The 15,502-nt window shown below is 60.1% G+C and carries 8 protein-coding genes and 2 pseudogenes; 7 read left to right on the forward strand and 3 right to left on the reverse strand.

Going from position 1 to position 15,502, the window contains the following annotated elements; translation table 11 throughout:
• Positions 1 to 10 precede the first annotated feature (10 nt).
• A pseudogene (locus ACVWYQ_RS15475) lies at positions 11 to 1,060 on the forward strand (IS256 family transposase); the annotation flags it as partial.
• A gap of 760 nt (positions 1,061 to 1,820) precedes the next feature.
• On the opposite strand, the gene ACVWYQ_RS15480 reads toward ACVWYQ_RS15475, so the two are convergent.
• The 3 genes from ACVWYQ_RS15480 to ACVWYQ_RS15490 all read right to left on the reverse strand — a co-directional run bounded on the left by ACVWYQ_RS15480 (position 1,821) and on the right by ACVWYQ_RS15490 (position 7,554).
• Positions 1,821 to 2,255 carry a hypothetical protein gene (locus ACVWYQ_RS15480; RefSeq protein WP_456725835.1) on the reverse strand — a complete coding sequence of 145 codons (435 nt, stop codon included), beginning with the start codon at positions 2,253 to 2,255 and terminating at the stop codon, positions 1,821 to 1,823.
• A 1,727-nt stretch (positions 2,256 to 3,982) separates the two neighbouring features.
• Positions 3,983 to 5,728, reverse strand: coding sequence for a T3SS effector NEL-type E3 ubiquitin ligase NopM (nopM, locus tag ACVWYQ_RS15485; RefSeq protein ID WP_456725836.1), 1,746 nt, complete (start codon positions 5,726 to 5,728; stop codon positions 3,983 to 3,985).
• 683 nt (positions 5,729 to 6,411) lie between these two features.
• Positions 6,412 to 7,554 (reverse strand): hypothetical protein, encoded by a 1,143-nt coding sequence (locus ACVWYQ_RS15490; protein WP_456725837.1) that lies wholly within the window; start codon positions 7,552 to 7,554, stop codon positions 6,412 to 6,414.
• Positions 7,555 to 8,030: 476 nt separating this feature from the next.
• Here ACVWYQ_RS15490 and ACVWYQ_RS15495 point away from each other — a divergent pair.
• The 6 genes and pseudogenes from ACVWYQ_RS15495 to ACVWYQ_RS15520 all read left to right on the forward strand — a co-directional run.
• Positions 8,031 to 8,642 (forward strand): annotated as a pseudogene (locus ACVWYQ_RS15495) (IS256 family transposase); the annotation flags it as partial.
• 521 nt (positions 8,643 to 9,163) lie between these two features.
• Entirely contained in the window at positions 9,164 to 9,325 is a 162-nt protein-coding gene (locus ACVWYQ_RS15500; protein WP_456725838.1) for a hypothetical protein, read from the forward strand.
• Between the two features lie 1,984 nt (positions 9,326 to 11,309).
• Complete coding sequence (locus ACVWYQ_RS15505; protein WP_456725839.1) at positions 11,310 to 11,999, forward strand: response regulator; 690 nt, start codon at positions 11,310 to 11,312, stop codon at positions 11,997 to 11,999.
• Positions 12,000 to 12,025: 26 nt separating this feature from the next.
• A complete protein-coding gene (locus ACVWYQ_RS15510) occupies positions 12,026 to 13,480 on the forward strand; it encodes a type II and III secretion system protein family protein (protein WP_456725840.1) in 1,455 nt (484 codons plus the stop codon).
• 10 nt (positions 13,481 to 13,490) lie between these two features.
• A complete protein-coding gene (locus tag ACVWYQ_RS15515; RefSeq protein ID WP_456725841.1) occupies positions 13,491 to 14,123 on the forward strand; it encodes a CpaD family pilus assembly lipoprotein in 633 nt (210 codons plus the stop codon).
• 268 nt (positions 14,124 to 14,391) lie between these two features.
• A complete protein-coding gene (locus ACVWYQ_RS15520; protein WP_456725842.1) occupies positions 14,392 to 15,501 on the forward strand; it encodes an IS630 family transposase in 1,110 nt (369 codons plus the stop codon).
• The last annotated feature ends 1 nt before the right edge of the window (position 15,502 follow it).

A 15,502-nucleotide genomic window follows, 5' to 3' on the forward strand; every position in this document is an offset into this window, starting at 1 on the left:
CGAAGGAGCGATATGCCGTGTCCAACGTAGCGTCATCCAGCTGGTTCAGCCAGGAATCTTCGACGATCAACTCACAGAAGTCTTGCGCAACGGGGCGCGTGCCCTTCTCGCCAAGGCGGTCGAGGCCGAAGTCGCAGAGTTTCTCGGCCAGCATGCCGATTTGAAGACCGCGGACGGCCACCAGCGCGTCGTGCGCCACGGTCACCTGCCGGAGCGCGAGGTGATGACCGGCATCGGTCCGGCCGCCGTCCGCCAGCCGCGTGTACGCGATCGCGAGGCGGCCGCTACCGATCCTGGTCGCATCCGGTTCTCTCCATCGATCCTGCCGCCCGACATGCGCCGCTCGAAATCAATCGAGACGCTGCTGCCGATCCTTTACCTGAAGAGTATCTCCACCGGCGACTTCTCGGAGGCGCTGGCGGCGCTGCTCGGCAAGGATGCTGCCGGGTTGTCGGCATCCGCCATCGGCCGGCTGAAGGACGGTTGGATCGACGAGCACGCCGCGTGGCAGAAGCGCGATCTGTCGGCGAAGCGCTACATCTACATCTGGGCCGATGGCATCCATCTCCAAGCACGCCTTGAAGACGAAAAGCAGTGCATCCTGGTGCTGATCGGCGCGACGCCGGAAGGCCGCAAGGAACTGGTCGGCTTCACCGATGGCGCCCGCGAGAGCGCGCACGATTGGCGCAATCTGCTGCTCGACCTGAAGCGGCGCGGGCTCGACCTGGCCCCGCAGCTCGCCATCGCCGACGGCGCGCTCGGGTTCTGGAAGGCCGCCGGTGAGGTCTGGCCGAAAACGCGCGAGCAGCGCTGCTGGGTGCACAAGACCGCCAACGTGCTCGGCAAACTGCCGAAGAGGCAGCACCCGAAAGCCAAACGCGCGTTGCAGGAGATCTGGATGGCCGAAACCAAGGCCACAGCCGAGCTGGCGTTCGACGCCTTCATCGAGAGCTACACGCCCAAATACGAGAAGGCGGCCGACTGCCTGAGAAAGGATCGGGACACGCTACTGGTCGTAGCTGATTTGCCGAATGCAAAGCAGTGGCGCAGGAGTTCCACCAGAGCGAGAAAATCGCTCGGTGCCGGTGGTCGGCGTCCCGCCGCCGAAATGCACGTCGCTCACCGGCAGAGCGCACCTCTGTCGGGATTCGTGTTTTTTGCCGCTGGGCCCGGACTTAGCGCCGCCTCCGGATGAGGCTGTTCGCAGCGATAATCGGGGAATTCTAAAAACAGGCGTGCTCGTTCCTCCCTGTGCGGTATCAGTAAACGTGATGGTACAAGGTGACGTGAGCACCGGCTATTCAAGTGCGGTATCATGACAACTCTTGATGACGCTCGGCGCCGACTCATGGCAGCGAATGGGCGCGACGCGCTCCTGTTTCAGCACCACGCATACGGCACTGCCAACTAATGATGAAGCGAGACAATGAGGCAAATGAAGCGTGCAGGAGGGCGGTCGCCATGCAATTTGAAAGCTGCCAGATGTTGTCTCACATGCGAATTCTTGCAGGGCAGCGAGCCCCTGTATCCAAACTTCGCGTTGAATGAGTCGTTTGGCTCAATCGGGCTCACGCCGCGGTCGCTTGAGAGACTGTTGCTTTTAAACCTTTCGACCCAGGCTCGGCCCTGATGTACGGACAGCGGAGAGGTTGCCGCTTGAGAAAACTTACTGAGCCAACATCGCTATCGAGATCAGGCGTATATTCACGGCCCACTTCTGCGATCTACATCGATTGGGTGGATGGCCGGTCAAGCGCGGCGCGATAGAACATCTCGCGAGCTGCCCGCCGAGCATTTGGAATTGCAGCCAACTCGCTTCTTCACCGAGGTTCGGGGTAGACGTGAACGCGCTGGCGTCCTTCGCTTTCCACCAACTCGCCTCTATAAGGCATTCCGCGGATCTCGAAATGGGTCGGCCGCCCGGGCTGAGGCATGATGCGCTCGCCTTCCAAAACGCGCACGAGGTAAGGCGGCAGGAACCGCTCCCTATGCTCCCAGCCGCCCCGGATAAGATAGCCAAGATCGACTGCACCTTCCCCGGTTTGGCTTGCGCTTACGATTGGCGGTGGGCGATGCCGCGCCCGAGATGGCCCGGCTTCGTCCATCCCACCGGCGCGCGGGTGACCGATCAGGCGAATATCCCTGCGACCGCCCGGTCCAAATGTCGCCGAATAGCGCTCCCCATTGATTGCAAACTGACTTGGCCCGAATTGGTTTGGCAGCAGATTGAAGTTGCCCAATACATCGATCAGCACGTCCGAAGCCACCTGGGAGCCGTGACGTCAGTTGGCGCCAACGATCGCTCCAATGTCCCGGAGCTCCGGAGCCGCCGACGGCGGTCCTGCGAACGACGAGGCGGCCACAAATTCAGGTGCTGGCGCAGAGCGCGCATCGTCACGCAAGTCGTGGGGTGTGGGTGGATCCAGATCAACAAAGGACTCGAGATCACCGTAGATGTCTGACGATCGAGACCTCACGGACGAAGGCGATGCGGGTTCTTGCATCTGTTGCCCAAGCCAGGCCCAGGCTGCCCGACTCGGGGTGGCTGGAGTGGCAGGAAGCTCGAGCGGCGGGTGAGCTTGCGTTGCCCAGTGCGGCGCCGGCACTGGTGAGGCAGGTCCGTGGATTTGGTCGCCGAGCCAATCCCAGGCTCCCGCGCTCGGCGTCGCAGGAGTTGCGGGAAGCAGTTGGGACGAGCCGGCCTGCCATCCGCTTTGCGGCGCCGGCATCGTGAGCCAGATCCGTGCATTTGTTCTCCAACCCAATCCCAGGCTCCCGCGCTCGGCGTGGCTGGCGTTGCGGGAAGCGCCTGTGGCGAGTGGGCCTGGCGAGCAGCTTCCGCAGAAGGCTGACCGGGGGTCCTCTCAGGCGCGCGCTCAAATGGCGCAAATCGGCTGCCGCATTCTTGATGGTGCCGTCGCTGAGATTACCCGTTGCCTTGTTTCGGAACTCTTCAATGAGCTCCTCATCGGCCGCAGAGACCCCGCGCGTCCGGCCTGGCTGCCTGGCGTAATCAATTCGCAAATTCGTCGAAACGACGTCAGATTCCCCCGCATCGCGCGACGACCTTCCGCTACTGCTTCCGCCAGGGGCCTTGCTGATTCCCGACTTGAAACGCGACCATAATCCGCGGCTTTTTCCGCTCTTGGCCTGCTCGACCATCTCCTGCGGGGGCCGGATCGGGCGAAGTTGACTTGCTTTCATCAGACGGATCGAGATTCAAGTCCTGCAGCCGCCCTTCAAAGTCGCCCTGCTCGCTTGGGCTGCCCGCTCGCTGCCCAGTCCGCCCCTGCAGGGCGGCGTACTCCCGCATCCAGACTCCTGAATCGAAGAATGGGGTCAACCGGATCCATCCTGCTCTCCTCATGTTTATATAGACCCTGGAACAATCCATAGGGCCTGGGTTACGGCCAGATAGCAGCTCGTTCAGCAAGAATTAGATTCTCGATTCTTGTAGCCGCAACCTTTCGAAAAGCTGACGAGATCAGGATATTGGTGCGTGCGAGACCGGCCTCGCATCGGCACCCCCGTGATGACAGGACGGGAGATCGCTCCAATCTTGCCCACCTCTTCGCGGCCTCCAGTTCGAGCGGACGAAATTGGTCGACGGACGTAACAATGGATCGCTTGTCGATCGTGCGCCGAATTCAAGCATCCCCGCCCGAACAGTTAGCTGCCTCGTCAAAACGAGCTGGCTGGCTGCGGCAGCGCCTCCGCAACCGACGATTTCACCGCTGCTCGCCTTAATCTGCTCGACAACTTTTCGACCGAGGAGTCCCGAAGCGCCTTCGACTGGACGTAGATACGCCTCGCCTGTCACGCGCAAATTTTCGTCCTTCGGCAAGACCGAAAGACCCTCATCGACGGCAGCGCATTGCCAAAGCGCAAAAGCACCTTGGCAGCGATAGGCGAGGCGTCACGATCGATCTTTACGTACCGCCGCCGAGCAATGATAAGATATCTCTGCGGCGGCTTGGGAGCCTCATAGTTCGAGGCCACGCTCTGCGAGCACGCGGTGCATGACCTCGCCTTTGATCTCGCCAGCGATCTCGTTTCGGACCTGGGCTCCGAGCACCCGCTCGGCATCTGGATTGCCTAGAAGATCATGCTCGGCCAGTCGCTGACCCAAGCGCGTTTGAAACTCCTCGTCCATGGCTTCAACCACCCGGTCTCCCATCGCTGCATGTTCGTCCGGAGCGATGCGCCTCAGCACCGTGTCCCAGGGTTGCCAGCGGCTAGCCATGTAGTCGGTGAACTGGCTTGCTTCCCGCTCCCGGATCAGGTCGAGCGCCGCCTTCGCATCATCCTCACTTACGTGAGAGACCGCCAGGAAGCGCATGTCAGGGGCGAGATGACTGAGCTCCAGCGCCTCGCGCAGCCGATGTTGATAGGCCAGGTAGACTTCGATGTCGTCTACGTTCGGGTTGCCGCTGGCGAGCGAGTTGATCCTGTCGTGCGCGATCTCGTCCAACGCCTCCAAGCGGAAGGCCACGCGGCCGCGCTGAATCAGATCGCCAAGCCGATCGTCATATGCGCCGTCCTTGACGTCAGCGTTGATGCGCGCGGTCTGCAGACCATTCCAGTGCAAGGTCACGCGATCCTCGCAGCTCGTGTTGGCCTCGGAAGCCTGCGCAAAGAACTGCTCGCGTAATGTCGAATTGGCGGCCGCATGCCGCAGATCATCAGCCACTGCCTGCCCAAACTCGTTATTGCCGTAGTTCACGGTGCCTCGTAGCCTCACCAGGAACTGTGCGTAGTCTTGGGCGCCGGGCTCATCTGCAAAGTGCTGCCATTCGGCCAGCGTGGCCGGATCATCTGCGAGCCAGTGTGCGGCAGCCTCAGGCAGGGATTGCTGCGCAAGCTGCGGTGGCGCTTCAGCCGCCGCCAGATGAGCGAGGATGTCGTCAGGCAGCGCGTTATCCCCCAATTCGAGGCTCTCCAGATGCGGGTAGTAGAGGCTAATATTCGGCACAAGAGCATCTAAAAGACCTTCAGGCAGGCTGGTCAGCCGGTTACCGCTGACATTGAGTGATTGGAGCGTGCTGGGAAGAGGGTCGGGGAGGTTGGCCAACTGATTGCCGCTGACATTGAGTTCAATGAGCCACGAAGGGAGGGACGCGGGGAGCTCGGTCAGCTGATTGCCACTGACCGCAAGCGAGGTGAGCCCGCCCGGAAGAGCGTCCGGCAGGCTGGTGAGCCGGTTGTCGTTTGCGTTCAGGATCTGGAGCCCGGCCGGAAGGTTTGCCGGCAGGCTGGTCAAACTGTTGTCAGCGACCTCCAGCTCAGTGAGGGTCGCCGGAAGATCATCCGGCAAACTGGTCAAGCGATTATGGCTAATGAAAAGATGCTGGAGACCGGGTGGGAACATAGCAGGCAGGTTGCTTAGCTCGTTGTGCCTGGCGCGCAGTTCGAGCAACCTTGGCGGCAGGGCGGAGGGCAGAGCGGTCAGCGAGAGCGAGGACAAATCCAGCGAGCGCGAGCCTGTGCTATCCGAATTCCTGATTCGTCTGCGCCCCTGTCGCCTATTCTCGGCTTCGCCCTGCCCGCTTTCGGCAACCCAATTGTCCAGGATCTGCGCGCGCGCGGAGGCAGGGGTCCGATACCCTGTCACGGTTTCGACCAAATTCGCCACGGCACGATTGAAGCCGCCGAGGTAGCTTTCCTGGTCCGCGTGTTCAGAAGGCGCCGAGGAAGAACCTGCACTCCACCGTGCCTCTCCCGTGTTCATCAATTTCTCCATCGTCAGAACAAGAATACCCCCGCTTCCCAAGGCCGGGAAGCAGTTAGGTCCGCAGAGCAAATGATCATTCGAAGGCCTGTGCGCGCGGGCCGCGACTGCCGTCCAGCACCTCTTCGACACAGGCCGATACGAGCCCAACCTGGACAATAGATCGATACTGCTGCCCGCAGTCTGCCATCTCGTTGGCCAGATAAGTCCGGAGGTCCGTCAACGGTGGCAGCCTCCGCCCTTAGCAGGCCCACCTGTCGATCAGCTGACGAGTGTCGCTGCAAAAACACCCAGATCGTTGGGCTCGCCACCGAATGCGTCAATGCTTATTCGTTCCTGTGCCTTGCCAGAAAGAAAGTGGAGACATCGGCAGACACTATAACGACGAGCGGCCCCTGAGGGGTCGGCAGTCAACTCCGATTTTTTCTGCACGATCACCTCGCCGCAACCAGCCCGCAACGTGATGACACTGTTCACAAACAGGAAGGGGCCGTGGCTGTTCGGCTCAACAAGGAGCCGCTAAGCGATGGCGCCCGCAAGTTCGTTGGGGCCGGCAGTGCTTATCCGCACCGCCCTGAGCCCCACTAAGCTCGCAAGTGTCGCCCAAGCAAGCTATGGTCCATCACCAAGTCTGCTACCTGAGCTATCTGGAGCGGCCCCTGACGTAGCGATGTCCCTGGCCTCTACATTTGTGGATGATGGATGAGCCGAACGTCGTTGGGTCCTCCCGGCCCCAAGAGGGCGGTGTAACGCTCGCCGAGGAGGTCGTATTGCTTTATCGGCTGCGCTTCGTCCGGCAAGAGGCCCCAGCGGCCGAGCTTCGAAATCATCGTGATCGGGGCGGGTTGGGTGCCGTGCGAAAAGCCCTCAGGAACGGCGAATGATGCAGCGTAAACCTCGCGGGCCGCAGGCGCCGTCGCCGCAGCCCTGGCCGGAGCGGCTTGCTCCACCGTCCGTGCAAGCAGTGCTGGCGAGGGCAGATTCGCCGGTTGCGTGCTGGTCTGTGGAACGTCTTCCGGTCGAGATCCAAAACGAATGGGGGCGGCTGCGAGATTGAGTGGAGAGCTGCCCCTCATCGCCGCCGCGGGCACGAACAGCGCCGTGAAGCGGTCCTTATGAACTATGAAAGGAGCGGGTGGGGTGTCTTGGCTCGGCAGGCCGCTGCTACCCTCGAGCGGAGCTGACGCGCGTTGGTCGCCGTGCCGCGAGTGGACGGAACGAACGGTGGCTTCTAAATCCAGGGCCTGGTCATGACGCTCGGTTGGGGCGAGAGAGGACGATGAGCCGGCGTTTTCCAGCATCGCCCACAGCAGATCCTGATCGTAGCCTTCGGCAGGAAGGACCAACTGACCGCTCGGCTGAAACGATGTGCCGGCCTCTTCAATCAGCTCGCGAGCGGCTGATTTGGTAGGCTCGCTGGGCTGGTGCTCAATGGCATCGGGTTGCTCCTGGCTTAGTGTCCTCTGCCTCTTCGCGGGCCTCAACTGGCCGGTGTAGTCCTCACCCATCAGGGTAGCGGCGTCCTCGCGTCCGGTGACTGCGTGTTCAGGATGAGAACCGTGGGCCCTCTGGTGCTCAAGTCCGAAGGTCTCGGCGAGTCTAAGGCCTTCTTCCGAGAGATGAGGATAATAGGGATCAGTAGAAACAGGATCCTCTGCGATCGCAGAGGTGCCAACTTGCGGCACTTCATACAAGTACGGCTCAAAATCCGCTTGCTGCTGTTGCGCTTGCGGCACCGCGGCGCTGTAAGCAGAGAACTCTGGGTCGATTGGGTTGATGGTGTTAAATGGGTCCATTTCCGCCCCCGGTTCGAGTGTGTCGCTCACGCTCTATTAGGACCAGCTGTCGACAAGCTGACGCACTCAGAGAATTCTGTGAGCAAAATAGGCCTGCCCGATCGCCACATTCGGTCGAAAAACGCGCAAAAAAACGCGCAAGATGCCGGATTGCGCTTTATGCGGCACGCCTTGCCGCATTTCGCGGTATCCTGCTGGATCGAGGCCGGCCTGAACTAAAAGGAGTTCGAAACTTTGCCGGCCATAGCAGTCTTTAGGTCAAGGATCCTACGGGCCATCTGTTCAAATCGGACGACGACATGGTCGCGAGAAGTCCATTTGAGTCAAAGGCATAAGGGGTGGATCGCTCATCGATATGCCGCACTGGGCGGCGGCATTCAGCGGGTGTCTGATCCGCGCGAGTACCTATATCAAGCGGATCGATCGCAATGATCAAACACTCATGAACATGGTGAGCGGCTCGGCAACGGCGTCGTGTTCAAGCAACTTGGCTTTCTTGCGCGGCCGCCGTCCGCCAGCCGCGTGTACGCGATCGCGAGGCGGCCGCTACCGATCCTGGTCGCATCCGGTTCTCTCCATCGATCCTGCCGCCCGACAGGCGCCGCTCGAAATCAATCGAGACGCTGCTGCCGATCCTTTACCTGAAGAGTATCTCCACCGGCGACTTCTCGGAGGCGCTGGCGGCGCTGCTCGGCAAGGATGCTGCCGGGTTGTCGGCATCCGCCATCGGCCGGCTGAAGGACGGTTGGATCGACGAGCACGCCGCGTGACAGAAGCGCGATCTGTCGGCGAAGCGCTACATCTACATCTGGGCCGATGGCATCCATCTCCAAGCACGCCTTGAAGACGAAAAGCAGTGCATCCTGGTGCTGATCGGCGCGACGCCGGAAGGCCGCAAGGAACTGGTCGGCTTCACCGATGGCGCCCGCGAGAGCGCGCACGATTGGCGCAATCTGCTGCTCGACCTGAAGCGGCGCGGGCTCGACCTGGTCCCGCAGCTCGCCATCGCCGACGGCGCGCTCGGGTTCTGGAAGGCCGCCGGTGAGGTCTGGCCGAAAACGCGCGAGCAGCGCTGCTGGGTGCACAAGACCGCCAACGTGCTCGGAAATCCGCCGAGGCGAGCTGGAAACCGTGCGCTAAGCTGCTCAAAACGTGTGCGGAATCGGCTGTATTCTCTTTACTTCGGAACGAGATCGCACTTGCCGTGCAACAAGCAGCACGTTGGCCATCGGCGACCGACGCTGCCGTTGATCGAGATCGCGTATTCGACGACGTGGCGGGGTCGTCATATGTCACACTGCGGCGTTTTCAGAATCAGGATACTGATTGCAAGCCGCGCACGGAAGAAAACACGAGTGCAATATCTCATGTCCGCAACACGGCTCGGGATCATTCTTCCGTTGGATATCCTCTGGAGCGGTATCCCATGGACCGAGCCCGCCAAGCCGGCTGGCATATGCGAGGGAAGACAACAGCCTCACCCTTCGTATCGTTAGTCGAGGATCCGTCAAAACTCGTCGTCTCTCGCGATCCGTAGGCGAGAGCGATTGCCAACAGTGCGGACGCGCTACACACCTATACCGTACCGAAGACCACAATCTGGACCCCCGACGACGTGCTGAGTAGCATTGGGCTTGGAATGAACGCCGAGGATCAGGACAACATCGATGGGGACGTCGATTTGATGTGCTCACTGGGCAGAACGCCGACCCGGGAAACCGAGCGCCTGTTCCTTGAAGGCAATTTGGAAAGCTACCGCACCAGTAGCGAAGCAAATCCCTACAAGCGCGAGAGTCAATGAGTAGATGGTCGATCACGCCGTTTAGCAGGTTCGTTGGCGATCAAGCGCCACAACACACTGCAACGAAGAACTGAAAAGCGGCGCATGAGGTCCGCCTCATGCACAACAGATTAAGCGTAAAGGGAGCGACCGACGGCCCGGGAAGGCGCCGATCGAGCCGTACAGCGGTTGACAGTTCCGACGGAAGGTCAGAGGACACCGACCTTGTGCCCTTATCCCTTGCTCGTTCAAGCATCGTGGCATCTTGGATGCATTGTGATATCGCGAGGCAGACATTTATCAGCCCCTTCAGGGGTTGGCACGCGAATTTGGCGAGGTAAGCCGCTGAAGGCGCAGCATCCCTCGCGTTAGCTAATCCATTCTGATAATGATCGCGCGTCGACCAACAGTGTTTCGGCCGCGATCGCATCATTCATTCACTCACCAGTAGCAAGCGGCGCTATTGCATTACAGCCGATCCGTAACCTGGATGCGTTCCATCAAAACAATCGATTTTGCCGAGCATGCCTAAAGGCCTCATAGTCAATCGCAATGTATGGAGACCGCATTCAAGATGACTTCTGGCAATCGATTCTCTCCTCAGCCCCTTGCCGAACAACTTGGCTCGCGCGATCGGCAGTCTGCATTTCGGACGTTAGGTCCTGCGCGTCACATCGACGTCCCGCGCCGGCCCCGATTTTCCCACTAAATTGCCGAGTATGAGGCGGATCGGATTGGCCGATCTTTGGCGTCCTAGCCGAACGACTGCCTCTTCGCGCGCTTCAAGGCGTTATGGCGCTACGCTTGAAATGCTCACGACCTTGGACAGAGCGAGATTGACCTTCGCACAGCTCGACAGCATGGCCCGACTGTGTCGTCATTGCCTCACAAAGAGTCCGATGTTGATCGCGCCAATACAAAGAGCCCTTAAAGGCACTTGAATCTCACCCAGCGTCAGATTGTAGGATTTCCGACAGTCTCGCGACAAACTCCACTCGCGTGAACTCTTCCTGACAGGTAGCGACAATTGCGAACGTCTCAGAACCTCAATGCTCGGCCAATACGGCTTGTGACACCGCTCCACTGCTCCGATTCAGAGCTTACATCGTTAATCTGCTCTGTGATCGCAAGACGAAGCGCGCTCTTCGCAGACAGACCAGGATCAAGCGCGCGAGAACAAGGCGAGCAATCGCCGTACCGATCACAGGCTGAGTCCAAGCTCGAGACTAGATCGTTCTCGCGCCGTTCAACCCGTCTGATGAAATTGAGCCGGCGTCACCACCTCAGACGATGCGCCTTCCTTGGCAGCCCTCGCTCGGCTGGCGCGGAGAAGATCTCGGAGGCAACCGAGCTTCAAGACGGTTGACACCATGTTTGGCCATTATCACCGGCTGGCGAGACAATGTCTAACCCGCCGATGGGCGTGTTGATCGTTTCATCGCAGCTTGGCCTTTTACAGCCCGTCGTCCGACGCATAGCGCGTGAACTGTCTTAAACGCGGACAACTTGTATCGTAGTGACTTGACGACACTACAGGCTCAACAGCCTTGCAGGACTGACCGCGGATCAAGACGATTTGGGAGTTCCAATGTCGGTTTCGCAAGTCCGTTCGGCGAGAAATACAGCGGCTCTCGCCTGCGCTTTCCTTTCGCTCCGCCGGTTTGGCGCGATAGCCACTGGATGCGTTCGCGATGCAGCCACGGCTATGCTCGGCCCACAGCTGCACCAGCGCGTCGCCACGGCTCTCAGGCTCGTGAGGGATTGCAGATCTCTTGCCGGCATAAGGGAGATTTTGGGCCGCGCCGCGGGCTCGAACCATCCGCCGCAGACCGCCGCCTATCCGCTGACGATGGACGTGCAGAGATTGGCGGCCTGCCAACAGGCTCTTGCGTATCGCGCACGATCTTTCGAAATCACGCCAAAGCGCGATCCTCTGGGTTCCGCCGAACCTCGTGGTCAAGCGTGACACGCTCAAGTCCTGCCGAGGATTGACGAGAGGCGATGAATGCGAATTCTCCTGGTTGATCATCATGCGGACTTTGGCCGCGCCGTCAAGGAAGCGCTGCTGAACTGCGGGTTCGCCGTCGACGTGACGTGGACGCTGGATGAGGCGTCGGCCGCGTTGGATTGCGCGAACTACCACATGATACTGCTCGAATCCTTCTTGCCCGATGGAGATGGTTTGGACTGGTTGAAGCAGTTGCGGCGCGAAGGACGATCAATGCCGACTATGATGATGAGCAATCTCAATGATCTCAGTCGGCGGATTGCGATCTTCAACGCCGGAGCGGATGATTTTCTGCCCAAGCCCGTTTTTATCGACGAGCTCGTTGCTCGCATGCGAGCTATTCTGCGACGATCAACGCAGATGACGGCGCCGGTGGTGACATTCGGGAATCTGCATTTCGATTCGATCGCGAGGCAAGTCTCCGTCGGTGGACGAGTACTGAGAATTGCGCGCCGCGAAGTGTGCATTCTTGAACATTTGCTAAACCGCGCGGGCCGTACCGTGCCCCGCACAGCGCTCGAAGAAAGCTTGTATGCATTTGACGACGAGGTCTCGACCAATGCGCTGGAAGTCGGGATTTACCGCTTACGAGCGCATTTGAACCAGGCGGGGGCAACGCTCAGGATCGCGACCGCGCGCGGTGTCGGCTACACCCTTGAACTCATCGGCGCAGCATCGGCTGCCTAGCAGTCTCACTTGAAAGCAACAATCCCTTGAACGTCGTTAACAATGACGCCGGCGCCGATGAGCCGTCGCTGGCCGCCAGCAGCTCGCACTCTGCCGCTTTTCCCCGCCTCTGCTACGCCCTGTGCGCAGTCGCTCTGCTACTTCCGCTCGCTGCCGCAGCTCAGGTAAAGCGAGATGGCAAAGGAGAGCCGCCACGTGTGGCGCCTGGCAGCACCAGCGGCACGCTCAACCTTACCTCCTCACAGGGAAAGACAGTTCATCTGACCGGACCGGCTGCGAGCATTTTTATTGCCGACCCGGCCATTGCGGATTATCAGGCGCCGTCGAACACCACGATTTTCGTGTTTGGCAAAAAGTCGGGACGGACTAGCCTGTTCGCCCTAAACGACAACGGAGAGGCTCTCGCCCAGCTGCGTGTTGTCGTCACCCAACCGATCGAGGATCTGCGGGCCGCGCTGAAGGCCGAGGTCGGCGACTATCCGATTCAGGTCAGCTATACCCCGCGCGGCGCGATCCTTAGCGGTACGGCGCCTAATGCCGAGGTTGTCGAGACCGCCAGGAAGGTCACTGAGCAGTTTCTTGGGGCTGGCGCGCTGGTTGCCAACAAGATCCAGGTCGCCGGCTCATTACAGGTGAATCTCAGCGTACGGGTGGCAGAAGTCTCCCGCAGCGCCGTCAAGGATCTCAACATCAACTTCACCGCCTCGAGCCCAAACGGCGCTTTCCTTGTCGCCGGCAAAGGGGGAGGGTCCGGCGCAGCCGGCGGCGGTGGCACGATCGGGATTGGGTTTAGCGCCGGCAACACCAACTTGAGCGCTGTTCTGGACGCTCTCGCGAGCGAGCACCTCGCCTCAATCCTGGCTGAGCCGAATCTGACGGCGATGTCCGGCGAAGCCGCAAGCTTCCTCGCCGGCGGCGAATTCCCCATTCCGGTGATGCAGGACAACCGGCAGGTTTCCGTCCAATTTCGTCAGTTCGGCGTGAGCCTCGAGTTCGTTCCGACGGTTCTCAACAATAATCAGATCAATGTCCGTGTGAAGCCCGAAGTCAGCGAACTGTCGAGCGAAGGCGAAGTCAAAATCAATGGCATGGCGGTCCCTGCCCTCTCGACTCGGCGGGCGAGCACCGTGGTCGAGCTCGCCAGCGGTCAGAGCTTTGCAATCGGCGGCCTCATCAGGCGCAACTTCAACACTGATATCGGCGAGTTTCCCTGGCTCGGCGATGTGCCGATCCTGGGCGCGCTTTTTCGCTCCTCATCGTTTCAAAAACGTGAAACCGAGTTGGTCATTATTGTTACGCCCTACATCGTGCGGCCCGGACCGAATCCGAACCGGATGAGTGCGCCGAGCGACCGCATCTCACCGCCCTCAGACGCCGGGCGGATTTTGACGAACACGGTTGCCCGGCCGCCGCGAGAGCGCGATGCGCCTCGCGCCAGCGCACCAGGATTGACCGGCAGCGCCGGCTTTATTATGGAATGAGGATCGCCAAATGACTTTGCGACATCTGTGCTACCCGATCGCTATTGGAGCAACATTGGGGGGCTGCGCAAATACTGCCTCGATCCAGCCCGCGCCGGCTGACCAAGAGATCCAGGTCGAGCAGAAGAGTAGCGTGCTGTTCCTGCAGAGCCTTCGTGGCCCCGAACGGCATCGGCTGCGAAGCTTTATTGCAGCGACCAGTCGCGGCCGGCGGGATGCCCTCCATGTGGGTGTCATCGGCCCACCCAGACTCATTGCACAGGTGGCCCACGAGGCTCGCGCGATGGGCGTTGCCACCTACAACATCCACCTGTCCGCTTCTCGTGTAGATTTGCCGGCTCGTTCCGGGGTGAGGATCGAAGCGATCACCTTCGAAGCCCATCCTCCGGTCTGCCCCTCGCTCTCCATCGTCGGTCCTACAGTGAACGACAATTCGTTCAATCCAACCCTTGGCTGCTCAGTCCGGAATAACCTTGCGGTCATGGTCAATGAACCTGGCGACTTGTTAGGCAATGGCGCTGTCATGCCGACCAGTGGTGATCGTGCAGTGCTTCCCATCACCGCACGTGGGGCCACGTCGGCGGGCAACAGGAGTAATTTGGAGGATGAAACGCATAACAGGGTTGCGCCAGAAACCCAATAAGCGGCTCGTAAGTCCCGAGCAGCATGAAAGTCGGTTGGCCATTCTTGTCCATATCAGTCTTGGAATCGGCCGACGAGCCTCCTGGAGGCAAATCTTTGCTCGTCCTTTTTCTTGGGATCGTGCAGCTTGCAGATCAGGTTTTGGGACATTTGGGTCGTTGACCTGAGGTTTGAGCGCATCGCTGTTTTGTGCGACGCTAAACTAGTCATCCGGAACGCAAGTTCGTCACATTAGTTGATAGCTCGAATCTCGAGAGAGGAGAGCGCTTGTGGCGAATGCAGGTGGGAAAGGCCGGCCGATCGCGCCGTTGGTGCTGAGTCCGCAGGAGCGGGCGTACTTGGAGAGGCAGGTTCGTCGTCATCGTGTGGCCCGGTCGCTATCTGAGCGGTGCCGCGCGATCCTGCGGTGTGCAGATGGCTTGCCAAGCAAGTCTGTGGCTGCCGAACTTGGCCTCCATGAACACACCGTTGGCAAGTGGCGCCGCCGATTCTTGAAGGATCGCTGTGATGGCCTGCTTGACGAGGCCCGCCCTGGCCGCCCTCGCACCATCAACGACGATCGGGTTGCTGAGGTAATCGAGCGGACGTTGCGTACAACGCCGCCTGACGCGACGCACTGGTCGATCCGCTCGATGGCTGCGGAAACTGGCTTTTCTCACACCACGATCCGCCGAATGTGGACGGCGTTCGGCTTGCAGCCGCACCGCAGCCAGACATTCAAGCTGTCGAGCGATCCGCTGTTCGTCGACAAAGTGCGCGATATTGTCGGGCTTTACCTGTCCCCACCGAACCGAGCCGTTGTCCTCAGCATCGATGAGAAGAGCCAGATTCAGGCACTCGATCGCGAGCAACCGGTCTTGCCGATGATGCCTGGCGTGCCGGAACGTCGCACGCACAGCTACGTGCGGCATGGTACGACCACACTTTTTGCCGCGCTCGATATCGCTTCCGGGTTTGTCATTGGCAAATGCTACAAGCGCCATCGGGCGGTCGAGTTCTTGAAGTTCCTCAAAGAGATCGACGCTCAAATCCCTGAGGGGCTCGATGTCCATATCGTCATGGACAACTACGCCACCCACAAGACCCCCCAGATCAAAGGGTGGCTCGCCCGACGGCCGCACTATCATATCCACTTCACGCCGACTTCCGCCTCATGGATCAATCAGGTCGAGCGCTGGTTCGCTGAACTCACCAGAAAGCAGATCCAGCGAGGTGTTCACACCTCCGTCAGGCAGCTCGAGGCCGACATCCGCACCTTCATCGACCTGCACAACCAAAACCCGAAGCCCTTCAAATGGACCAAGTCCGCAGACCAGATTTTGGCTTCTGTCAAACGCTTCTGCCACAAAGCCCAGCAGACTTTATGTGGCGAACTTTAGT

The organism is Bradyrhizobium sp. USDA 3397 (genome assembly GCF_054060965.1).

Bases quoted from the DNA above. Each gene is read 5' to 3' on its own strand.
- ACVWYQ_RS15500 (WP_456725838.1), top strand. From the start codon at position 9,164: ATGAACGCCGAGGATCAGGACAACATCGATGGGGACGTCGATTTGATG.
- ACVWYQ_RS15505 (WP_456725839.1), top strand. From the start codon at position 11,310: ATGCGAATTCTCCTGGTTGATCATCATGCGGACTTTGGCCGCGCCGTC.
- nopM (WP_456725836.1), bottom strand. From the start codon at position 5,728: ATGAACACGGGAGAGGCACGGTGGAGTGCAGGTTCTTCCTCGGCGCCT.
- ACVWYQ_RS15515 (WP_456725841.1), top strand. From the start codon at position 13,491: ATGACTTTGCGACATCTGTGCTACCCGATCGCTATTGGAGCAACATTG.